The sequence below is a fragment of the Haloterrigena salifodinae genome, from assembly GCF_003977755.1.
Classification (GTDB): Archaea; Halobacteriota; Halobacteria; order Halobacteriales; family Natrialbaceae; genus Haloterrigena; species Haloterrigena salifodinae.
Genome location: NZ_RQWN01000001.1, coordinates 1,322,585 through 1,345,226, shown reverse-complemented (window position 1 = coordinate 1,345,226; position 22,642 = coordinate 1,322,585). Strand labels below are relative to the sequence as shown.

The 22,642-nt window shown below is 66.8% G+C and carries 16 protein-coding genes; 11 read left to right on the top strand and 5 right to left on the bottom strand.

All coding sequences use genetic code 11. From position 1 onward, the window contains the following. Positions 1 to 33: 33 nt before the first annotated feature. The 3 genes from EH209_RS06790 (at position 34) to EH209_RS06780 (ending at position 2,675) form a co-directional block, all read left to right on the top strand. Positions 34 to 1,512 (top strand): dihydrolipoyl dehydrogenase family protein, encoded by a 1,479-nt coding sequence (locus tag EH209_RS06790; protein WP_126662130.1) that lies wholly within the window; start codon positions 34 to 36, stop codon positions 1,510 to 1,512. A 65-nt stretch (positions 1,513 to 1,577) separates the two neighbouring features. After that, a complete protein-coding gene (locus EH209_RS06785) occupies positions 1,578 to 2,159 on the top strand; it encodes an Hsp20/alpha crystallin family protein (protein ID WP_126662129.1) in 582 nt (193 codons plus the stop codon). 156 nt (positions 2,160 to 2,315) lie between these two features. Next, complete coding sequence (locus tag EH209_RS06780; protein WP_126662128.1) at positions 2,316 to 2,675, top strand: hypothetical protein; 360 nt, start codon at positions 2,316 to 2,318, stop codon at positions 2,673 to 2,675. A gap of 171 nt (positions 2,676 to 2,846) precedes the next feature. Here EH209_RS06780 and EH209_RS06775 read toward each other — a convergent pair whose 3' ends face one another. Next, positions 2,847 to 3,251, bottom strand: a complete 405-nt coding sequence (locus tag EH209_RS06775) for a CBS domain-containing protein (RefSeq protein WP_126662127.1) — start codon at positions 3,249 to 3,251, stop codon at positions 2,847 to 2,849. A 191-nt stretch (positions 3,252 to 3,442) separates the two neighbouring features. Between EH209_RS06775 and EH209_RS06770 the strand changes: the two genes are divergently transcribed. From EH209_RS06770 to EH209_RS06760, 3 genes are read left to right on the top strand one after another with little or no spacing between them, the layout of a single operon-like run. Beyond that, positions 3,443 to 5,740 carry a hypothetical protein gene (locus EH209_RS06770; RefSeq protein WP_126662126.1) on the top strand — a complete coding sequence of 766 codons (2,298 nt, stop codon included), beginning with the start codon at positions 3,443 to 3,445 and terminating at the stop codon, positions 5,738 to 5,740. Further along, positions 5,733 to 6,851: a PD-(D/E)XK nuclease family protein gene (locus tag EH209_RS06765; protein WP_126662125.1), complete on the top strand. Its 1,119-nt coding sequence runs from the start codon at positions 5,733 to 5,735 to the stop codon at positions 6,849 to 6,851. The genes EH209_RS06770 and EH209_RS06765 overlap by 8 nt, the downstream gene beginning before the upstream one ends. Then, complete coding sequence (locus EH209_RS06760; protein ID WP_249038757.1) at positions 6,844 to 10,650, top strand: ATP-dependent DNA helicase; 3,807 nt, start codon at positions 6,844 to 6,846, stop codon at positions 10,648 to 10,650. The genes EH209_RS06765 and EH209_RS06760 overlap by 8 nt, the downstream gene beginning before the upstream one ends. 99 nt (positions 10,651 to 10,749) lie before the next feature. Here the strand turns inward: EH209_RS06760 and EH209_RS06755 are convergent, their stop codons facing one another. Then, a complete protein-coding gene (locus EH209_RS06755) occupies positions 10,750 to 11,169 on the bottom strand; it encodes an EamA family transporter (RefSeq protein WP_126662124.1) in 420 nt (139 codons plus the stop codon). Further along, positions 11,166 to 11,588 carry an EamA family transporter gene (locus EH209_RS06750; RefSeq protein ID WP_008893893.1) on the bottom strand — a complete coding sequence of 141 codons (423 nt, stop codon included), beginning with the start codon at positions 11,586 to 11,588 and terminating at the stop codon, positions 11,166 to 11,168. The genes EH209_RS06755 and EH209_RS06750 overlap by 4 nt, the downstream gene beginning before the upstream one ends. Before the next feature lie 183 nt (positions 11,589 to 11,771). Between EH209_RS06750 and EH209_RS06745 the strand changes: the two genes are divergently transcribed. After that, a complete protein-coding gene (locus tag EH209_RS06745) occupies positions 11,772 to 12,317 on the top strand; it encodes an 8-oxo-dGTP diphosphatase (RefSeq protein ID WP_126662123.1) in 546 nt (181 codons plus the stop codon). Between the two features lie 204 nt (positions 12,318 to 12,521). Then, complete coding sequence (locus tag EH209_RS06740; protein ID WP_126662122.1) at positions 12,522 to 13,325, top strand: hypothetical protein; 804 nt, start codon at positions 12,522 to 12,524, stop codon at positions 13,323 to 13,325. A gap of 29 nt (positions 13,326 to 13,354) precedes the next feature. Here EH209_RS06740 and EH209_RS06735 read toward each other — a convergent pair whose 3' ends face one another. Continuing rightward, positions 13,355 to 14,329 carry a quinone oxidoreductase family protein gene (locus EH209_RS06735; RefSeq protein WP_126662121.1) on the bottom strand — a complete coding sequence of 325 codons (975 nt, stop codon included), beginning with the start codon at positions 14,327 to 14,329 and terminating at the stop codon, positions 13,355 to 13,357. Between the two features lie 148 nt (positions 14,330 to 14,477). Between EH209_RS06735 and EH209_RS06730 the strand changes: the two genes are divergently transcribed. From EH209_RS06730 to gltB, 3 genes are all read left to right on the top strand, one after another. Next, a complete protein-coding gene (locus EH209_RS06730) occupies positions 14,478 to 15,254 on the top strand; it encodes a YihY/virulence factor BrkB family protein (protein WP_126662120.1) in 777 nt (258 codons plus the stop codon). Between the two features lie 64 nt (positions 15,255 to 15,318). Next, positions 15,319 to 16,800, top strand: a complete 1,482-nt coding sequence (proS, locus tag EH209_RS06725; protein ID WP_126662119.1) for a proline--tRNA ligase — start codon at positions 15,319 to 15,321, stop codon at positions 16,798 to 16,800. 514 nt (positions 16,801 to 17,314) lie between these two features. Continuing rightward, positions 17,315 to 21,919, top strand: coding sequence for a glutamate synthase large subunit (gltB, locus tag EH209_RS06720; protein ID WP_211338329.1), 4,605 nt, complete (start codon positions 17,315 to 17,317; stop codon positions 21,917 to 21,919). Between the two features lie 67 nt (positions 21,920 to 21,986). Here the strand turns inward: gltB and EH209_RS06715 are convergent, their stop codons facing one another. Further along, a complete protein-coding gene (locus EH209_RS06715; protein ID WP_126662118.1) occupies positions 21,987 to 22,595 on the bottom strand; it encodes a peroxidase-related enzyme in 609 nt (202 codons plus the stop codon). Positions 22,596 to 22,642 lie beyond the last annotated feature (47 nt).

The following is a 22,642-nucleotide window of genomic DNA, read 5'->3' as shown; positions in this document are numbered from 1 at the left end:
AACGCCTTTTTGTCGCGCCGGCGTACACCGGCTATGGTACACGTCGCGATCGTCGGCGCGTACGGCAGCGCGGGGGTCGCCGTCGCCGACGAACTCCTCGAGCGCCGCGGGGAGCTCTCCGACCTCGAACTGACGCTGATCGACGACGGCGACCCCGGCGGCGGCCTCTGCATTCTGCGGGGCTGCATGCCGAGCAAGGACGTCCTCTCGGCCGGCCAGCACCGCTACCAGGCGCGCCACGACGACCGACTCGAGGGCGTTCCCGACGTCGATCCCGAGGCGGTCGTCGCCCGGAAGGACGACCACGTTTCGGGATTCGCCGAACACCGCCGCGATCGCGTCCACGACCTGGCTGAGCACGAGGGCGTCGAGTTGCTCCGCGAGACGGCGCGGTTCGTCGACGACCGCGTCCTCGCGGTCGGCGACCGTCGGATCGAACCCGACTACGTCGTGGTCGCGACGGGCTCCGTACCGAACATCCCAGATCTGCCCGGCATCGACGACGTACCGGTGCGGACGAGCGCGGACGTCCTCGACGCGACCGCGTTTCCGGACTCCGGGATCGTGCTGGGCAACGGCTACATCAGCCTCGAGCTCGGGCCCTACCTGAGCGAGGTCGGCGACGTCGACCTCACCGTCGTCGAGCACGACGAACGGCCCCTCGACGCGTTTCCGGACGCCTACGGCGACACTCTCCTCGAGATCTACCGCGACCAGTTCGGGATCGAGGTGTTGACCGCGACGGACGAGCGGCGCCTCGAGCCGACCGACGACGGCGGCGTTCGCCTGTTCGCCGAGCGAGCGGGCGACGGTGGGACGGGAGACGGCGGCGAGGAATTGACCGTCGAGGCCGACGAACTCTACTGTTTCACCGGTCGCAACCCGAACCTCGAGGGGCTGGGCCTCGAGCAGACGCGACTCGAGCCGGAATCGGGCTGGGTCGGGTCGAAGATGCAGGCCACCGACGACGAGCGCGTCTTCGTCATCGGCGACGCGAACGGTCGCGAGCCGATCCTCCACGTCGCCAAGGAGCAGGGCTTCGCGGCCGGGGCGAACATCGTCCACCACGCTCGCGGCGACGACCTCGAACCTTACGCGAACGTCCCCCACCACGTGATCTTCGCGGGGCTAGGCGTCTATCCTGTCGGCAGGGTGGGACACACGCCGGCGACGGCTGCCGACTCCGGCATGGACGCGTTCGTCGTTACCCGCGAGGCGTCGTCGGACGGCGTCTTCAAGACGAAAGACCACCCAGAGGGGCGGGCGACGCTGGTGATCGACGCCGACAGCGGGGCCGTCCTCGGCTATCAGGGGATCCACCTGCACGCCGACGTGATGGCGAAGACGATGCAGGTCGTCGTCGAAATGGGACTGGACGTCCGCGAGGTTCCCAACCGGGCCTACCACCCCACCACGCCCGAGATCCTCGACGGCCTCTTTCGGGAGGCCTGCGCCAAACTCGAGGAGCGCCAGCAGTGCGTCGGTCCCGATTCGAGCGATCCCGCGCTGTAGACGCGTGCTATCACGTGTCCAGAAATCCTTATTATTAATCGTGTCCTATAGGGCGTCGATTATCGATGGCATCCTTCGACGAGATGAACCGCATGTTTCGCGAGATGGACCGCGCGTTCGACCAGCTCCGCACGACCTGGATGCACGAGTTCGCGTCGCCCGGCTTCGGCGGGACCCTCGAGTCCGGTCGCACCGGTCCTGATTCGGATCGACACGCCCCCGGAACCGACCGCCGTACTCCCGAATCCGACGACGGCTCCCTCGAATCCGGACGCCACGTATCCGGCCCGCAGTGGCCCGTCTTCGGCGGCTTCGGAGGGCAGACCGGCGCCGCGATGGGTGATGCGGCGACCCTCGAGGACGAGGGCGACGCCTACGTCTTCGTGATGGACCTGCCGGGCTTCGAGAAGACGGACATTGGCCTCAGCTACGCGGACGGTCGCCTGACGATCGACGCCCGGACCGACGTCGAGTCGGGCACCGACACCGCTCGCTCCGTCCGGTCGCGCCGGGTCGGCCGCCACGTCCCCGTCCCGACGGAAATCGTCGCCGACGAGATCACGGCGACCTACCACAACGGCGTCCTCGAGGTCCGCATGCCGATCGCCGAGGACGGCGACGACGGCCACCGAATCGAGGTCGAATGAGAGGTGACGCGACGACGGCCGTCGCCCGTTTCGAGCGGACGCGAGTGCAGAACACACTGATACACCGCAGTTCGACGTACCGTATTCTCCATCGTCGGTTCTCGAACGATGGGGTCCGGGCGTACACCCAAGGCGGATGCGACCGAACGACTACCCATGGGTGAGGACACCACTCACGACGGAGCCGACGAGCGGGAACCGGAGCCGATCGAGGAGGATCCGACGGACGCGATCGATCTGGAACTCACCGAGCGCGTCCGCGTGGGCGTCACCCGCGGCGAGACCGACCTCGAGATCGGGCCGCCGCGGGACTATCCGGACCGGGCCGACGTCTCCGTCCGACCGGAGTCGGAAAACGGGGACCGGATCGTCGTGAGCATCGACGCGATGGCGGGCGATCACGGCACGGGTCACGCAGACGTCGAACTGACGCCGGCGGAGGCCCGACGGCTCCGGGATCGCCTCGACGAGACGATCCGCTGGATGCCGGACGGAAACGGCGATCCGGAGCGCTGACGCCGTTACCGTTGGCGCCGCGCTATCGATCGGATCCCGGCGAACGGGGCACAGGAACTCGTCATCGCCGCTCTGACGGCCACGAGAGCGATTCTCCCGTCAATCAGGTAAACGAGCCCGATGGCCCGAGAGCGGACACCGCGACTGAACGCCGACCGGCGGCGAAAAGAACTACTCGGGGCTCGGCGTCTCCTCGCGCGAGAGGTACGACGTCAGATCGGACGTCGTGACCATCCCGATCACGCCCACTTCGTCGTCGACGACGGGGAGGTGGTGGAACCCGTGCTCGATCATGACGTCCGCGGCGTCGCGGATGCTATCCTGAGCCGAGACCGTCACGATATCCTCGGTCATGTACTTCGAGACCGGCGTCTGGTCTTTCGGTTTCCGTTCGGCGACGATGCGAACGAAGTCCGTCGTCGTCAGGATCCCCTCCAGTCGGTTGTCATCGTCGGTGACGACGACCGAGCCGATCTCGTTCTCCAGCATCAGTTGCGCGGTTTCCTCGACGAGCGTCTCCCGCGTCACCGTGTGAAGCGACGAGGACATGACCCGTCCGACGAAAATATCCTCCATACACATCTGTATTCTTTATACACTATAAGAATTGTCGAAGTCGAGTCGTTCGCCGATGGTCGACGGGTCGATCGGGACGCGCGAGACTGCCGATCGATCAGCCTACCGACACGCCGAGTTGCGAAAACCACGTTCAGTCCGCGGCGCAGGTTTAAGTGCGAACTCGGCTATACTGGGTGACAGACCGATCGATGGCTCCGTCACCGGCATCCCTCCAGGGGACCTGCAAACTCCGCGCCGAACCGGCCCCCAGCGACGAGCTTTTCGACTGGATCGCCGGCGAGTACGCTGCCTTCGCGGCCGAGTACGGCCCGCGGAACGTGCTGGTGTTGAAACGCCATCCCGCCGGCCTCGAGCGCCTCGCCGACGCGCTGGCTGACACCGGAACGACGGACGGGACGCCCCAGTCCCCGCGCGTCGAGTCGCTGCCCGAGCACGCCTCAAAGGTCCTCGAGGCGCTGGACCCGACGCTCGACCGGCTCGAGTACGAGGAGCGCATCGAGCTCATCTCGCTGGTGATCGACGGCGCCAGCCGCGAGGTGCCGCCGTACCTCGAGCGCGCCGCCGCCCACGAGAGCTTCGCCCGCGACGTCGGGCAACTGCTGCTCGAGGCGACGCGCCAGCGGTTTCGCCTGGCGGACGTCGAGAGCGAGGACCCCCACGACTGTCTGGCCTTCCTGTACGCGATGAACGACCGGTTCCACGCCGAACTCGAGGACCGGGGCTACGTCGAACGGGCGGACGTGATCCCCCGAACCGTCGACGCGCTCGAGGCGAATACGGACGATCTGCGGACGCGGATCGGCGAGTCGATCGACGCCGTCCTCGCCGTCGAGTTCGAGGAGTACCGTCGGCTCGACCGGCGCTACCTCGCGGCGCTGACCGCCGACGCGGACCTTGTCTGTCTCGGCGAGCGCCACGCCAGCGTCGAACGCACCCGCGTCGAGTCTGGCTCGATCGAGGACTGCGTCGGCGACGGGCTGGAAATCGAGGTCCTCGAATCGGACGAGAACGGAAGCGAGACCGCGGCGTCACCGCACCGCTCCGTAACGCGATTGCTGGCGACAGGCGAAACGCCGCGGACGGCCGGCGGTGCACCGCAGACGACCGACGAGGCATCCCGGACGATCGATGGGCTGTCGCCGACGACCGGCCGATCAACCACCGGGTACGCCCGCCGAATCCGCACCCGGACCGCCAGGGAACAGATCCGGTCCGTCGCCACCGAGATCCAGGCGCTCCGGGATCGGAACGGCTGGAGCTACGACGCCGTCGCCGTCGCCGTCCCCCGGATCGAGCGGGTTCCCGAAACCAGAACGCAGCTCCGCGAGGCCGGGATCCCGACGGCGACGATCGGCACGCCGTCGCTCGCTGAGGATCCAGCCGTCAACGAACTCTACGCGTTCGTGACGCTGCAGTGTGCGCGCGAACGCGACGGCGACGGCTGGATCGACGCCGCGTTCGCCGGCGACCGCAGCTCTCCGGACCGTGACGCGGACGATCCGGAGACGGTCGCCCTCGAGCGGCTCCGGGCCCGCGTCGACGACTTCTCGCCCGCCCTGCTGGCCGACTGCGCCGGCGCGAGCGTCTCGCGGTCGCTCGAGCGGTGGATCCGCCGGACGGATCTGAAGGGGCGGATCGCCCGCGAGGAGGACTGGATCGACGCCCGCGAGGGGAACGCGGGAGTGCGTCGGGTCCTCGAGATCGCCCGGTTCGTCGAGGAGACCGACCTCGTAGGCCCGGACTGGGGCGGGCTGCGACGGATGCTCCGACGGACGATCCAGTACGACGCGCCGTACGTCCACGCGGTCGAGACCCAGCCGCCGACCGGCGGCGTGACGGTCTGCGCCGTCGACGACCTCAAGTACGACTCGCGGGAGGCCGTCTTCCTGCTGGACCTGATCGACGACACCTACCCCGGCGAGCAGTTTCTTACCCAACTGTTCCCGACGGCGTGGCTCCGCGAGATGGACAGCTACCCGGCCGTTACGGACCCCAGCGTCGAGGACGTGACGTCGACGTTCGCGACCGTCGACGCCGACGGCGTCGGCGATCCGTTTGAGACCTACCACGCCCAGCGTTCCCGGCGGCGCCTCGCGCTCGGGGCCCGTGCCGCGCGGAGCCGCCTCTACTGCTGTTCGTACGAACGCGGCGCCGGCGGCCTGCGGCGGACCTACGACGAGTCGCGCTACTTGCAGGAACTCGAGGCGACGCCCGGGCTCGAGCTCCGGGCCGTCGACGCCGACACGGACGCGGCGATCCACGGCGAGTCCAACGCCCTCGAGGCGTTGCTGGCCCAGCCGCGGGGCGAACTCGAGCGCATCCTCCGGGAAGCGAGTACCGGCGGCGAGGCCGACCTCGGCGCGACCGAGGAACTCTTCGAGGAGATCGCGGTCGTCCTCGCCGAGGGAGACGTCGACGACGAACTCGCCGAGGCGGTCCGCTCGCAGTTCGAGTTCGCCGCGGGCGAGGTGATCCGCGATGACTGACGGCGCCCGGCCGAACGCGGACCCGGACTCAGAATCGGATCCGAACCCCGTTCCCGACGCGCTCTCAACCGACGCCGTCGCGACCTACCTCCACTGTCCCCGACGGTACGAGTTCGCCCACGCGTACGATCTCGAGGTTGAGGGCGACGGCGACGAGTCGTCGATCGACGACCGCGTCGACCTCCTGCGGACCGCGATCTGCGACGCGCTGCGACGCGGCGAGGCCGACCGCGAGTCCCTACTCGAGGCCGCCCGAAACCGGCTCGAGGCGCTCTGGGACGACCACGACGAGCGGTTTCACTCGCTGGCCCAGCGCCGACACGAACGGCGGGTCCTCGAGGCGACCCTTGAGGCCTACGTCGAGGCGGTCGGCGCCGAGCACGCCGCTGGCATCGAGGCGCTCGCGTCCGACGCGGGGGGCGGGGAACTTATCGGCCCGAACCTGCCGCTCTCGAGTACGATATCGCTGCCCGAACGGGATGGGGACAGTGATGGAGCCGCCGATACGGGAGCGATCCCCGACAGCGTCGCGGTCGACGCGACCGTCGACTACGTTTACGCGGACGGCTCGTCGGTCGTCGGCGTTCGCTTCGTCCCGACGCTGGCGCCGCTGGGACTGCTTCGCTACCGCTCCGAGTGGGAGGGCGATATCTCCGGCCAGTTCACGGACCACTTCGAACCCGACGCGGACGCCTTCGAGCCGTCGTTCGTTGGCGCGCTCTTCGAAACTGCGACGGTCCTCGACGGCCTCCGGAACCGCTGTGCCCGGCTCGGCCTCGAGGACCGAACCTGCCGGTACGTCCAGATCCCACTGGCGGACCGCTCACGTACCGCCGTCAACTGGGTCCGAGAAACCGTCGAAACGAGCCTCGAGACGATGGATCTGACCGACCGCTACATCGACCACCACACCTACGGCATGACCCACGAACACCGCAATCAGACGGTCGACGATCGCCTCGCGCGCGTCGTCGCCGACCTCGTCGCGGGCGCGTTCGACCCGACCGACACCGGTCGCTGGGACGAGATCTCGAGCGAGGCCTGTCCCGACTGCGACTACACGGTCTGCTGTCAGGACTACATCGCCGCGGAGGTGCGGTTCGATGGCTGAGGACGACGCGCGCGGACCGCGTTCGGATGCTGGCGAGCACGTGGATGCGACCGTCTTCGACGCTCTGGACGCCCTTGAGCCGAGGGGCAACCAGCGGGAGGTCATCGAGAGCCGGGCGGACTGCACCTCCGTCGACGCCGGCGCCGGAACCGGAAAGACGACGACGATGCTCATGCGGATCGAGCGGGCGATCGAACGCGACGAGGTCGACCCCGACGACGTGCTGGTGCTGACCTTCGCCAACGAGGCCGCCGGGAGCATCCGCGAGGCGGTCGCCGAGCGCCTCGATCCCGCGGCCGCATCGGCGATCGACGTCTACACCTACCACTCCTTCTGTTACCGGCTGGTCCGAGAGTACGCCTACTATCTGGGCTACTCGCCGGAGTTCGACGTCGTCACCGAGCGCAAGCGACGCCGGATCGTCGGCCGACTGCTCGCGAGCAACGACTATGGGTTCGCGACCGCCACGCGGGGCGACGGCTCGCCCGACGACCTCACCGCCGCCGTCGACGACTTCATCCAGTCGATGAGCCAGGAGGACGTCACGCCCGACGAGCTCCGAGAGCGGCTCCCCGAGGTCCGCACCCTCGAACTCTGCAACGAGTTCGTTCTCTGGCTCGAGCGGACCGCCGGCCAGGATCTTTCCTTCGACAACGAGGCGCTGCGGTACTTCAACGCCGACGATCACCTCGAGACAGCCGCCGCGTCGTTGGTCGAGTACGGCAAGCTGCTGGAGTACTGCCGCGAGAAGATCGCCGAAGCGCCGGAGCCGTTCCGCGAGGACGCCGTCGTTCGCGATATCGATCGCTACCTCCGGGTCGTGCAGGACTCGGTGACGAACACGATCGAAGCGCTCTCGCTCGAGGATCGGACGACCAAACAGCTGCCGCGGGCGCTGTTTGGCAACGAGATCTGGCGGACCGCGACCGAGCGCGTCGAGCAGAGCCCGTTCGGCCGGCTGAAACACTACGTCGAGTTCCTGCGGCTGGCCCGCCACTACGCCGAGGTCTACGCCGACTACCACGACGCCCTCGAGGAGGAGGGCGCACTGGACTTCGACGAACTGGTTCGGACAGCTACCGGACTGCTGGACGACCCGGCGATCGCCGACGAGATCACCGGCGAGTGGACGCAGGTCTACTGCGACGAGTTCCAGGACACCGACGAGACCCAGTTCGGACTCATTACCGAACTCACGGACGGGCCGGACCGACCAGACCTGCTCGCGATCGGCGACAAGGATCAGGCGATCTACGGCTGGCGCGGGACCGACCGGGAGGGACTCGACCGGCTCGCCGACGCCTACGACGACCACCGGGGGATCGAACTCGAGCTCAACTTCCGGTCGCGCCAGGAAATCCTCGATCTCACCAACCGCTGCGACTATGGGCCCCAGTCCTCGAAACGGCTCCGCGAGGTCGGGCGGACTCCTGGTGAGTACCGAACGGAGAGCGACCCGACGGCAGGTCACGAAACGGGTACTGAACCGGACGAAGACCGACCGGATCGCGTCGTCAAGATCGAGAGCGATGAGCTCGGCCCGTCGCCGGCGGATCAGGTCGCGACCACCGTCTCGAGGCTTCTGAACGGCGAATCCGAAAACGTTCCCCGGCGCTCGCTCGAGGACATCGCGGTCATCGTCCGCACGAATCGCCACGCGCAGGCCGTCGCCGACGAGCTTCGAGAGCGACGGATCCCCTATGAGATCTCCGGCTCGCCGCGGGGCGAGATCGACCCCGGGATTCGGACGCTCATTTCGTATCTCCGGGTCCTCGTCGATCCCGACGCCGACGCGCACCTCCGGCGCGTGCTGCTCTACCGGTACCGGCTCTCCGAGGCTGACCTCGCGACGCTGCAGCGCGCGGACGGCTCACTGTACGACGCCGTGATGAGAATCGGTTCGGCCGAGGAAGTCGAGTCCACGGCGCTCGAGGACCCCGATCGCATCCGACGGGCACGCGACCACCTCGCGGAACTCGAGGACGTGCGTGACGTCTACCCGCTGTCGGGGTTCGTCCAGCGGTTCCGCGAGGTGACCCGCCTCGAGTGGTTCCTCACCGGCGAGGAGCGCGAGGAACTCGAGCGGATCGAGCGGTTCGTCGACGCCTACACCGGGGACTCGGTGATCGGGACGCTGACGTCGTCGTTCGTCGACGCGCTCGAGCGAACCCTTCAGGGCGGGGGCGGCGAGCGAACGCGTGGCACCCAGTCCTCGGATTCGGTCGACGTGATGACCGTCCACCAGGCGAAGGGCCTCGAGTTCGACACCGTCCTCGTCCCCTACCTCTCCGACGAGGAGTGGTGCGTCGAGCGCGACTACGCGCAACGAGCGCGCTACCGGCTGCTCGCGGCGACGCTCGACGACGAGATCGAGTCGCCGTTGCTGGCCGACCTCGCGACCGAAACCGTCGGCGAGGAGTGGCGCGTGCTCCACGTCGCGCTCACCCGGGCCGAGAACCACCTGTTCGTCTTCGGGAGCGAGTACGACTACGACGGCGACGAGGACGAACTCGGCTGTGCGACCGCCGACGCCTGTCTCTCCGACGACATCGAGTGGTCGGTCGCCGGCGAGCGGATGGAACTGTGGTCGTCGCTGCGCGCGAGCTTCGAGCGGGTGCGAGAGACCTACCCCGAGACCGTCGTTGACCGAACCGACGAACTCGCGGCCGCGGCCAGCGTCGATCCGGGGACGATCACCTACTACGCCGGCTACGACGACCGGTACGTCGAACCCCTCGAGACGCGGGACGCGATTCGGACGGTCCACCGACTGGGGCGACTGCTCCGCGGAGAGACGCTGTTGCCGGCCGCCGACGCGGCGAGTCACGGACTCGAGACCGGCGGGAGCGGTGGACTCGGTATGGCCAACGAGACCGGCCCGAACGGCGAGGCGGATCCGAGCCGGCAGGTCCCGACCGGCCGCCGGCTCTCCGCGCTGACGACCGACACCGTCCGCTTCCCCGTCGAGACGCTCTCGAACGCGACGACGCTGCCGGTCACGCTCCGCCACAGCTACACTGCTCTCGAGACTCACGATACTTGTCCGCGCAAACACTACCTCGATCACGTCGTGCGGGCGTTCGACGATCCGACGACGGGCGTCGGCGAAACGACAGCGCGACCGGAGCCGGACGCGGCGGCGGACCGACCGCTTGAGTCCGGCTCCCGGCTCGTCGGCACCGTCTTCCACGACGTCGCGGAGGAGGCGTTCTACCGCGAGTACCGGACCCGCGAGGCGTGGCGCGAGGCTGCCGTCCGCCAACTCACCGCGCGGGACTTACTCGAGTACCGCGAGGGCGTCCTGGGCTGTATCGATCGGTTCTTCGAGGCCGACGCGGCCGACTACGACGCGCCGGTCGCCGACTGGGAGCCGGTGGCCGCGGAACTCCCCTTCTCGCTCGAGGCGGTCGCCGACGTGACCGGCGACGTCGTGGGCTATATCGACTCGATCCGGCGGACGCCCGACGGCGAGCTGACGGTGCTCGACTACAAGGCGACGGCCGAGCGGATCGCGCCGGCCGACGCCACGCAACTGGCGCTGTACGCCCGCGCCTGCGAGCAGCGATTCGACGAGCCGGTGTCGGCGGTCGGCTACGTCTACGTGAGCGAGGCCGTCGGACCGCGCGTCGACCTGCTCGACGCGGACGAGCTGCCCCCGTGGCCGGCCGTCCGCGAGCGGCTCGCGGCGGTCGACGATCCCTCCTTCGAGGAGACGACGCCGGGCGACCACTGCCGGAACTGTCCCCACCGATCGCTCGGCTGCGGGCCGGACGACCTCGAGACCTCGAGCGACGACTGACTGCGGAGGGCGATGGATCCCGATGAGAATCTCAAATTCGGCGACGATCGACTCGCACTGAGCGACGAGAATGGCAGCCGGTGCCGACTCACACCGCGGTCACAGCGACATGAGGACGACCGCGAGCACGGCGAAGGCGATCCCCAGCCCCTTCCTGATCGTCAGGGACTCCTCGAGGACGACGATCCCGATGACGGAACTGATCGCGATGAACAGGCCGTAGATCGGGACGACGACGCTCACCGGACCGAGCGCGAGCGCCCGGTAGTAGGCCAGCAGGCCGACAGCGAGGAACGCGCCCCAGACCGCGATGTAGGGCGCTTTCGGGTGTGAGAGATACTGCCACGGAGATGTCCCGCGGTAGGCCATCAGCGCGCCGATCAGCACGGTCATGAGCCCGTTCGACAGGAAGACCGCGGTCGTGCTCGGGATCGACTCCATCGCGATCTTCAGCAGGGGCGCGACCAGACTGTACGTCGCGAACGCCAGCAGGGACAGGACGAGGTGGTTGCGCTTCACTGCTCACCACCCGCGCTACAGACGATCGCGAGGACCGCGCAGCCGATGCCGGCCGCTCGAGTCAGCGTCAGCGTTTCGTCGAGAAACAGGATGCCAATGACCGAACTGCCGACGATAAAGAGTCCGTAAATCGGGACGACGACGCTCACCGGGCCGGCCTCGAGCGCGGCCGTGTACGCTAGGATGCCGACCGTCAGGAAGACGCCGCCGGCGTAGACGTAGCCCGCGCCGGACGAGGTCGCGAGAGACGGGTCGGCGGTGCCCGTGGCGACCATCACGACGGTCGCGATCGCGAGGAAGACGAGCGTCGCGAGGAACAGCCCCGGCGCCGCCGGGACGTCCTCCGTGACGTAACTCGTCAGCGGCGCGACCGCGGAGTACGCCAAGAGCGCGACGAGAACCCACACTAGATACTCCATACAGATGCTCGGGGGGGAGACACTCTAACGGCTGTCGAAGGCGGCGAGGATTCCCGGGAAGATGACAACGGATGAATGTGGGCGCGTGACATAGTATGCGTCCGCCAATGGGCGGAGCATCGGACAGCGGGCCCGTTCGCTCGAGTGCGGGCGCTTTATCCCGACCGGGTCGAACGATGGCGTATGACCGAGACGACGCTGTGTTTTCCGCTGCGGAGCCGCGAGGTCGACGGCGGTGCGACGGGCGACGGCGAACCGACCGCGACCGACGAGGTGCTCCTGATCGAGAAACGTCGGGGGCTCGGCGCAGGCTGGTACAACGGCCCCGGCGGCAAACTCGAGGCCGGCGAGACGCCCCGCGAGTGTGCGGTCCGCGAGACCCGCGAGGAGGTCGGCCTCGAGGTCGATCCCGCGGCCCTCGAGAAGGCGGGCGAACTCGAGTTCGTGCTCGACGGGACAGAACATACGTTCTGCCACGTCTATCGGACGCGATCGTTCGCCGGCGAGCCGACCGCCAGCGAGGAGGCCCGGCCGGAGTGGATTCCCGTCGACGAGGTGCCCTACGACCGGATGTGGGACGACGACCACCTCTGGCTGCCGGGCGTCCTCGAGGGGCGGACGGTCGCCGGCGAGTTCCGGTTCGAGGGCGGCACGCCGCTCGACGAAGCCGACTTCGTCGATCACGACCTCGAGTGGGACGTCGATCTCGAGGCGAATTCCGACGACTGAAATCCGTAACTCGACGGCCGGCGTCCGTGGCCGGTCGATCGTCGCTCCAACCGATTCTACCCTCGAAATGATGCCGAACCAGTCTTTCTCAGAAAACTGTGCTTCCTCCGTAGGTGGGCTGTAACCACTCCGGACGATACGGACCCCGACTTGAGTACTGCGTGATTACTCTTCTATCCGCTCGTGGACGGTCGACCCGAGAGTATGACCGAGACGACTCCTCGGCGGACGTTCGTCGCAGCGGTTGTCGGCACCGTGGGCGCACTCGCGGGCTGTCTGGGCGAGACCCACGAGGACAGCGAGGAGAGTACCGAGGACGGAATCTTCCGAGAGACCGAATCGGTACAGTCAGCTGATAGAAGCAACGCGAACGAGGCGACGGACGACGGGGGCGATGACGGGTCCGACGGGAGCGATGACGGCGGAGAGACGGACGGCTCCGACGGCGCGGACGAGGACGACGGCTCCGACGAAACGAACGAATCGGAGAGCGACGGCGGAGCGGATGAAGACAACACTGACGACGGATCGGATGAGGACGACGGCGAAGCGGACGAAGAGGGAGACGACGGTGAGGAGGACGATAGCAGTGCGGACGAAGACGAGAACGATACCAGCGAGGACGATTCGGACGAAGACGGTGGCGAAGAGACGAACGCTGAAGAGGGCGACGGCGATGGCGGGAGCGGTTCGGAAGACGACGACGGGAGCGACGGTGATGGCGGGAGCAGTTCGGAAGACGACGGGGGCGACGGCGAGACGAGCGATGACACTGACGCGGAGCCCACGGACGACGGCGGATCATCGGACGAGGAGACGGGTGATGGAGACGGATCGTCTGGCGATGACGGGACGTCCGAAACGGATGATGGAGACGGATCATCTGACGATGACGGAACGTCCGAAACGGACGATGGAGACGGCACGGACGATGGAGACAGTACAGACGATGAGGATAATACGGACGACGAAACCGACGACGGAGAAGACTCGAATGACTCGGGGTAGTCAGCGCTTCACCGCCGTCCGATCGGCGTTTACGGCTTCAGCACGACTTTCCCGGAACTCTTGCGGTCCTCGATGTACTGGTGGGCCTCGGCGGCGTCCTCGAGCGCGAACGACTCGCCGAGGATCACCTCGAGGTCGCCGCTGGTCAACCCCTCGGTGAGTTCGGGAACGGCCGCCATGACCTTACTTGGGTCGTGAACGGAGGCCTGACCGAGGTGGAATCCTTTGACCGTCTTGTTCTCGAAGAGGAGGCGTCGGTTCTGGACCTCTGCGGGGACGCCGCTGGCGACGCCGAAGGTGACCATCCGGCCGAAGTGGGCCATCGCGTCGAGGCTGCGCTCGAAGACGTCGTCGCCGACGCTCTCGAGGACGAGGTCGACCCCCTCGCCGTCCGTTTCGTTGTCGACGACGTCGCGGAAGTCCGTCTCCGTGTAGTTGATCGGGTGGTCACAGCCCAAGTCGGCGGCGAGATCCAGTTTCTCCTGGGTACTCGCGGTTCCGAAGACCTCCGCGCCGTGGTTCGAGGCGAGTTGTACGGCGGCCGTCCCGACCCCGCCTGCGGCGGCCTGGATCAGGACCGTCTCGTCCTCCTCGAGGCCGCCCCACTCGAACAGACAGCAGTGGGCGGTGAGAAACTGGACGGGGAAGCCGGCGGCCTCCTCGAAACTCGTCCCCTCGGGAACGGGGAAGAGCATCGCGGCGTTGGCGGTCGCGTACTCCGCGTAGCCGCCGGTGTCGAGCATCGCGACGACGCGGTCACCCTCGGAGACATCGTCGACGCCCTCGCCGACCGCGTCGACCGTCCCCGCGGCCTCCATCCCCGGGACGTAGGGCGCGTCGGGACCGTCCGGATAGACCCCGCGGCGCTGCATGATGTCCGCGAAGTTGATCCCCGCTGCCTCGACCTCGATGCGGACCTCGTCCGCGTTCGGCTCCGGCAGGTCTGCGTCGACGACCTCGAGCGCGTCGCTGTCGCCGTACTCGGTGACTTCGATCGCTTTCATACCGAATGCATGTACCGGTGTCGGACACATAACGCTGTCAGAACCGGACGAAACCGAGGGAGCGTTCATCGTCGTCAAGAGGGAAACGAACCGAGACGGTTGCGACTGCCACGAGCGGGTTCAACTGGGCGGCCGTCGTACGACCGCTATGTCGACCGTCGGCTCCGTCGTCGCTCTCGCGAGGGATCGGAATCTCACGTTTCTGGCCGCGGGGATCGCCTACTACGCGTTCGTCTCGACGATACCGTTGTTATTGCTCGCCGTGACGGTCGCCTCGTTCGTCGGAGGACAGGCGCTGGCCGATCGCGTGGCCAGCATGCTCAGTCAGCAACTGTCGTCTTCGGGACAGCAGATGGTGTCGCAGGCGCTGACCAACCCGTCCGGCCGGGCGGCCGCGTCAATAGTCGGGTTCCTCGCGCTGGCGTGGAGCGCCCTGAAGCTCTTTCGCGGTCTCGATCAGGCGTTCGACGAGGTGTACGCGGGCGCGGTCGACGCGTCGCTCCTGGGCCAGATCCGGGACGCCATCGTCGTCCTCGTCGGGATCGCACTCTCCGTCGCGCTCGTCGTCGCCGTCGGCGTTGCGCTCTCAATACTCAGCCTGCAAATCCCGTTCGCCAACGTGATCGGAACGCTCGTGTTGATCGTCGTCCTGACGATCGCGTTTCTGCCGATATACTACGTTCTTCCGCCGGCGAGTGTCTCGATATCGGAAGTGCTCCCGGGCACGATCATCGCCGCGATTGGCTGGGTACTCCTGCAGATCGGGTTCCGGATCTACGCGGCCAACGCCGGCCGGTATGCAGCTTACGGCGTGATCGGCGCCGTCCTGCTGTTCGTCACGTGGCTCTACTTCGGCGGCATCGTAATACTGCTGGGCGCGGCGGTGAACGCCGTCCGTCGAGGAGCGACGGCGGAGACGAGGTAGGTGCTCACGACCAAGCGTCCGGCCTTCGCATGGTTTAAGACCGCGCTGACTGGATGACGTACCAATGAGCGACGAGAGCCAGGAACTCGGAATCACCGAGTCGAAATCGCACAAACCCGGCGAGTGGTATGCCGAAGTCGTCCAGAAGGCCAACCTCGCGGACTACGCGCCGATGGGCGGCTTCATCGTCACGAAGCCCCGCGGCTACGCGCTGTGGGAGGGTATTCAGGACGCGCTCGACGGCTGGTTCAAGGAGACCGGCGTCGACAACGTCTACTTCCCGCTGTTCATCCCCGAGTCCTTCCTCGAGCGCGAGAAGGACGTCGTCGAAGGGTTCGACCCCGAAGTGGCGTGGGTAACTCAGGGCGGCCACGAGGAACTCGAGGAGCGGCTGGCGGTCCGCCCGACCAGCGAATCGATCATCGCGCCCTTCATGGCCGACTGGACGCGCAGCCACCGCGACCTGCCGCTGCGGATCAACCAGTGGTGTTCGGTCGTCCGGTGGGAGGCCACCGAGACCAAGCCCTTCTTCCGGACGAAGGAGTTCATGTGGCAGGAGGGCCACACCGCCCACGCCTCCGACGAGGGCGCCTGGGACGAGGTCTGGACCCGACTGGGCCAGTACGAAGACCTCTACGAGGACGTGCTCGCGATCCCGGTGCTGCGCGGAAAGAAGCCCGAACACGACAAGTTCCCCGGCGCGGACACGACGACGACCGTCGAGGCCTTGATGCCCGACGGCAAGTCCGTCCAGGGCGGCACCAGCCACAACCTCGGCCAGAGTTTCGCCGAGGCGTTCGACATCACCTTCGCCGACGAGGACGAGGAAGAACGGACGGCCTACACCACCTCGTGGGGCGTCTCCTGGCGCGCGATCGGGGCGCTCATCATGACCCACTCTGACGATCAGGGGCTCGTGCTCCCGCCGACGATCGCACCCACGCAGGTCGCCATCGTCCCCATCTGGCAGGAAGACACCAAGGAGGACGTCCTCGAGTACTCCGAGAACATCGCCGACGAGCTCGAGGACGCCGGCTTCCGCGTCGAACTCGACGACCGCGACGAGCGCAATCCCGGCTTCAAGTTCAACGAGCACGAACTCAACGGCGTTCCCCTCCGGCTGGAGATCGGCCCCTACGAGGTCGAAGACGAGGAGGTCACGATGGTCCACCGGCCGGACAACGAGGAGTCCGTCGAGGACCGCGACGAAATCGTCGAGAGTGTCGACGAGCACCTCGACGAGATCTACAACAAGCTCTACGAGACGGCCGAGGAGAACTTAGAAGAGAACATCCGCGAGGCCCACAGCCCCGAGGAGATCCTCGGAACGATCGGCAAACACGGCGGCTACGTGAAGACGCCGTGGTGTGGCGACGAGGCCTGCGAGGAGGCCATCAAGGAGAAGATCGCCGCCGAGATCGTCATGCAACCGCTCGAGGACGTGGGCGGGCACTCGAGCGGCGAGGTGCCCGAACCCGATCACGACGAGTGCGGTGTCTGCGGCGATCCCGCCGACGAGATCGCCTACTTCGCGAAGTCGTACTGATCGCTGATCGGGTCGCCGTCCGCTTCGGTCTGTTCTTCACGTTCCGCTCGGACGGCGTACTCTCGTCGACTCGAGGCAGAATTCGGTTCTCGATCCGCAGTTGGTTCAAGTGAATTCGGTAGCGGGGCTGCCCGCGAACAGCGAACGGGTATATCCATCCGAACCTAACTCTTTAACCGAATCTTCCTTACGGAAAGAGTGAGTACGAACGGATGTGGTGTTCACTCTGGTGGGTGAGCACTACGTGCCTCTGACACTGCTGCCCTGCCCGGGCAGCGATCCTTTCCCGCTGGAGAACGTCGTTTTTCGAAGACAGTAGCCGCTTTGTAGAGACGGGTTTCGCGAACCAATTTTGGCGTTGAACGACCGGAACGCGTCCGCAGCGACGGATTGGCCTGATCAATAATGATACTTGTATAGTATGGCAATAGACCTTATATCCAGTTATATGTGTTTATAATACACTTAGCCATAATGGGACAGTCTCTTATAGCAGTTCTCGTAATGAGGGTGTATGTCACAGCCACAGATAGCGTCATCCGCCGAGCGTTCGCGGGGGCTTGTAGACCCCGCGGACGAACGGTCGAACTGCGGCGTCGGCGTCGTCATGGACCTCGATGGGGATGGGGGACACGACGTCGTCGCCGACGGATTGGAACTACTCGTCAACCTCGAACATCGCGGGACCACCGGCGCGGAGAAAAACACCGGCGACGGCGCGGGTATCATGCTGCAGCGACCTGACGCCTTCTTCGAGGACGTTCTCGAGACCGATCTCCCCGAACTCTATGCCGTCGGATCGCTCTTTCTGCCCCAAGACGACGCGGCCCGGGCGGCGCTCGTCTCGCTCGTCGAGGACTCGCTTTCGACCTACGATCTGGAGGTGCTCGAGTGGCGCGACGTCCCGACGGATAACGCGGAGCTCGGGAAGACTGCCGTCGATTCCGAACCGGACGTCCGGCAGGTCGTCGTCGCTCCCGAGGACGACATCGATCAGGAGACGTTCGATCGACGCCTCTACGTCGGTCGACGAGCCCTCGAGAACGCCGTTGAGCAACGTGCTCAACGAGCCTCCGCTCGCGATGCTCGCGGAGACGCCGTCGAGGACGTCGATCCGAAGTACTACGAGCGCTTCTACGTCGTCTCGCTCGATTCGAAGACGATCGTCTACAAGGGGCTGCTGAAGGGCGTTCAGGTCCCCTCCTACTATCCCGACCTGACCGACGAGCGCATGGAGTCGACGTTCGTGATGGTCCACGAGCGGTTCTCGACGAACACGCTCGGCGCCTGGCACCTCGCCCACCCCTACCGGAACATCATCCACAACGGCGAGTTCAACACCATTCAGGGCAACATCAACTGGATGCGAGCCCGCGAGACCGACATCGAGAGCGAGGTCCTCTCCGATCTCGAGGCGGTCAAGCCGATCATCGACGATCCTGATCAATCCGACACCGCGAGCGTCGACAACGCCCTCGAACTGCTGATGCAGGACGGTCGGGACTTAGCGCACGCCCTGCGGATGCTCGTCCCCGAGGCCTGGCGCGGCGACGACGCGATGGATCCCGATCGGAAGGACTGGTACGACTTCCACGCCTCGCTCGTCGAGCCATGGGACGGCCCCGCGCTGGTCGCGGCGACCGACGGCGAACGCGTCGGCGCCGTCCTCGACCGCAACGGCCTGCGTCCCTGCCGGTACGACGTCACGTCCGACAACCGCCTGATCATGGCCAGCGAGGCCGGCGCGCTCGATACCGACCCCGAAAACATCGAGGAGCGAGGCCGCCTTCAGCCCGGGCAACTCTTCCTCGCAGACCCCAACGAGGGGCGTGTCATCCCCGACGAGGAGGTCTTCGACGACCTCACCGACGAGCGCTACGGCGAGTGGGTCGAACAGGAACAGGTCCACCTCGACGATATTCAGACGACCGACGATAGCGCGCCCCGGCAGTCGGTCGACGACCTGCGCGACTACCAGGCCGCCTTCGGCTACACCCACGACGAACTCGAGAACCTGATCGAGCCGATGATGCAGAAGGGGAAGGATCCCGTCGGCTCGATGGGCGACGACACGCCGCTGTCGGTTCTGACGGAGTTCAACCGACCGCTGTTCTCCTACTTCAAGCAGCTGTTCGCGCAGGTCACCAACCCGCCGCTGGACTACATCCGCGAGGAACTCGTCACCTCGATGGAGTCGCGGCTCGGCTACCAGCGCAACCTGCTCGACGAGTCGCCCGAGCACGCCCGCCAGCTCGTGCTCGACTCGCCGATCCTGACCGACGCCGAACTCGAGTCGATCCGCGACTGCGAGGCCAACGGTATCACGGCCGCGACGATCGACATCACCTACGAGCCCGAACGCGAGGGCTCGGGCGACGACCTCCGCGACGCGATCGAACGCGTCCGTGAGGACGCCGTCGAGGCGATCGAGGACGGACACGACGTAATCGTCCTGTCCGACCGGAGCGTCGACGAGGATCGGGTCGCGATCCCGAGCCTGCTGGCGACGGGCGGCGTCCACCACCACCTCGTGCGCAACGGGCTGCGCAACCACGTCGGCCTCGTCGTCGAATCGGCCGACCCGCGCACCGTCCACCAGTTCGCGACGCTGGTCGGTTACGGCGCCGGTGCGGTCAACCCGTACCTCGCCTACCAGACCATCGCGGACATCACCGCCGGCGAGGACGGCGCGGACACCGAGGTCGCCATCGACGCCTACGTCGGCGCCGTCGAGGACGGCCTGTTGAAGATCATGGCCAAGATGGGGATCTCGACGGTCGAGAGCTACCAGGGCGCCCAGATCTTCGAGGCCGTCGGGCTCGACAGCGACCTTGTCGAGGAGTACTTCGAGGGCACCGAGAACCGCACCGAAGGGATCGGCCTCCCCGAGATCGAGGCCGACCTCCGTGAGCGCCACGAGACCGCCTTCGTCGACGAGGACGATCCGAACCTCCAGCGACAGGGCGAGTTCGAACACCGCTCGGGCGGCATCCACCACCAGTGGAACCCCGACACCGTCGGCGCGCTCCAGCAGTCCGTCCGCTCGAACGACTACGAGCGCTACCAGGAGTTCGCCGAAAAGATCAACGACCAACAGCAGAACCTCCAGACCCTGCGCGGGCTGCTCGAGTTCGATTCCGACCGCGAGTCGATCTCGCTCGAGGACGTCGAGCCGATCAAGGATATCGTCGAGCGGTTCTCGACGGCCGCGATGAGCCTCGGGAGCCTCTCGCCGGAGGCCCACGAAAACAACTCGATCGCGATGAACCGGCTGGGCGGCAAGTCCAACTCCGGCGAGGGCGGCGAGCCCCCGGAGCGGTTCGCCACCGAACGCGAGTGTAACGTCAAGCAGGTGGCCTCGGGCCGCTTCGGCGTCACCTCGACGTATCTTTCGAACGCCGACGAACTCCAGATCAAGATGGCCCAGGGCTCCAAGCCCGGCGAGGGCGGTCACCTTCCCGGTTCGAAGGTCAACGAGATGATCGCCCACGTCCGCAAGTCCACGCCGGGCGTCGGCCTCATCTCCCCGCCGCCGCTGCACGACATCTACTCCATCGAGGACCTCAAGCAGCTGATCTTCGACCTCAAGGCGGCCAACGAGGAGGCGGACATCAACGTCAAACTGGTCTCCGAGGCCGGCATCGGCACGGTCGCCGCCGGCGTCGCCAAGGCCAACGCCGACGTGGTCCACATCTCAGGCCACGACGGCGGTACCGGCGCCTCGCCGCGCACCTCGATCAAGAGCGCCGGCCTCCCGTGGGAGCTCGGTCTCGCGGAGGCGAACCAGATGCTCTGTGCGACCGGCCTGCGCGACCGCATCCGCGTCTCCGCCGACGGCGGGATGAAGACCGGTCGCGACGTCGCCGTCGCCGCCCTGCTGGGCGCCGAGGAGTACGTCTTTGGGACCGCCTCGCTGGTCACCGGCGGCTGCGTGATGGCCCGGCAGTGTCACAAGAACACCTGCCCGGTCGGCGTTGCCACCCAGCGCGAGGACCTGCGCAAGCGGTTCCCCGGCGAGCCCGAGCACGTCATCAACTACATGACGTTCATCGCCCAAGAACTGCGCGAGCTCATGGCCGAACTCGGCTTCGAGACCCTCGACGAGATGATCGGCCAGGTCGACGTGCTCGAGCAGCGCGACGACGTCGACCACCCGAAGGCCCGCAACGTCGACCTCTCGGAGGTCCTCGCGGACCCCGGCAGCGACGTTCGCCGCAAGATCCGCGAACAGGACCACGAACTCGAGGACCAGCTCGACCGAGATCTCATCGAGGCCGCGGCCGACGCCATCGAGGATCAGGAACCGGTCTCGATCGACGCCGAGGTCACGAACGTCGACCGTACCGTCGGCGCGATGCTCTCGAACCGCATCACCAGCCGCTACGGCGAACCCGGGCTCCCCGAGGACACCATTACCGTGGACCTCGAGGGCACCGCTGGACAGAGCTTCGGCGCGTTCCTCGCCAGCGGCGTCTCGATGCACTTAGACGGCAGCGCCAACGACTACGTCGGCAAGGGCCTCTCGGGCGGCAAGATCACGATCCGCACGCCCGAGACGGCCGGCTACGATCCGACGGAGAACATCTCGATCGGCAACGTCGCGCTCTACGGCGCGACCGACGGCCAGCTGTACGTCAACGGCGTCGCCGGCGAACGCTTCGCCGTCCGCAACTCCGGCGCCAAGGCCGTCGTCGAGGGCGTCGGCGACCACGGCTGCGAGTACATGACCGGCGGCGTCGTCGCCGTGCTCGGCGAGACGGGCAAGAACTTCGCCGCAGGGATGAGCGGGGGCGTCGCCTACGTCTACGATCCCGACGGCGAGTTCGAAGCGAAGGCCAACACCGGCATGGTCTCGCTGCACGACGCCCTCGAGGAGAAAGACGAACAGATGCTCCGACGACTCGTCGAGAACCACGTCGCCTACACCGGCTCCGAGCGAGGGGAACTCCTGCTCGAGAACTGGGAGCGCGCGCTCGACGCCTTCGTGAAGGTGATGCCCGAGGCCTACCACGAGGCGATCACCGAGCAGGGCAGCGACGACGTCCGCGAGGAACTCCCCGGCGCGCCCGACGTGGCCGCCGAGGCTGAATCGACCAGCTTCGCGGCGAGCGACGACTGAGCGGTCGCCCGTAATTTGACCGTCCGTTCGTTTTCCGCTGTTTTTGCGTTCCCGTCCGTTCTGAATGTCACTCTCGGGCCAGCGTGTGAAACTCCTCGTTGGGTCGCATATCGGCGAACATCGCCAGCCGATTGCTCAGGTTGTAGAACGCGGTCACGGACGCGATGTCCCAGCACGCTTCCTCGTCGAACCCCGCCTGACGGAGCGCCTCGAGATCCGCTTGTTCGACCTCGGCCGGCCGCTCGGTGAGTTTCACGGCGACGTCGAGCATCGTGCGATGTGCGTCGTTGATATCGGCGGTCCGGTAGTTCGCCACCAGTTGGTCCGCGAGGAGCGGATCCTCGGCGTAGATCCGTACGAGCGCGCCGTGGGCGACGTTGCAGTAGTAGCAGTGGTTGACGCCAGAGACGGCGACGACAATCATCTCGATCTCTTCGCGCTCGAGGGCCGTGTCCTCGACGAGGGCGTCGTGGTAGTCGAAGAACGCGCGGAAGTGGGAGGGCTTGTACGCCATCGCCGCGAACACGTTGGGCGTGAATCCCGCCCGCTCGCTCTCGTCCGCGATGCGTTCCCTGAGGTCGTCGGGAAGGTCCTCGAGGTCGGGGACCGGAAACCGGTTCATCGCGTCGTCGCGCAGTTCAGGATCGACCGCACCGTCGGCCTCGGATTCGGTCATAGGTACCGTTCCACACGGATCACATAACTCGCGGTGGCGGTTCGCAG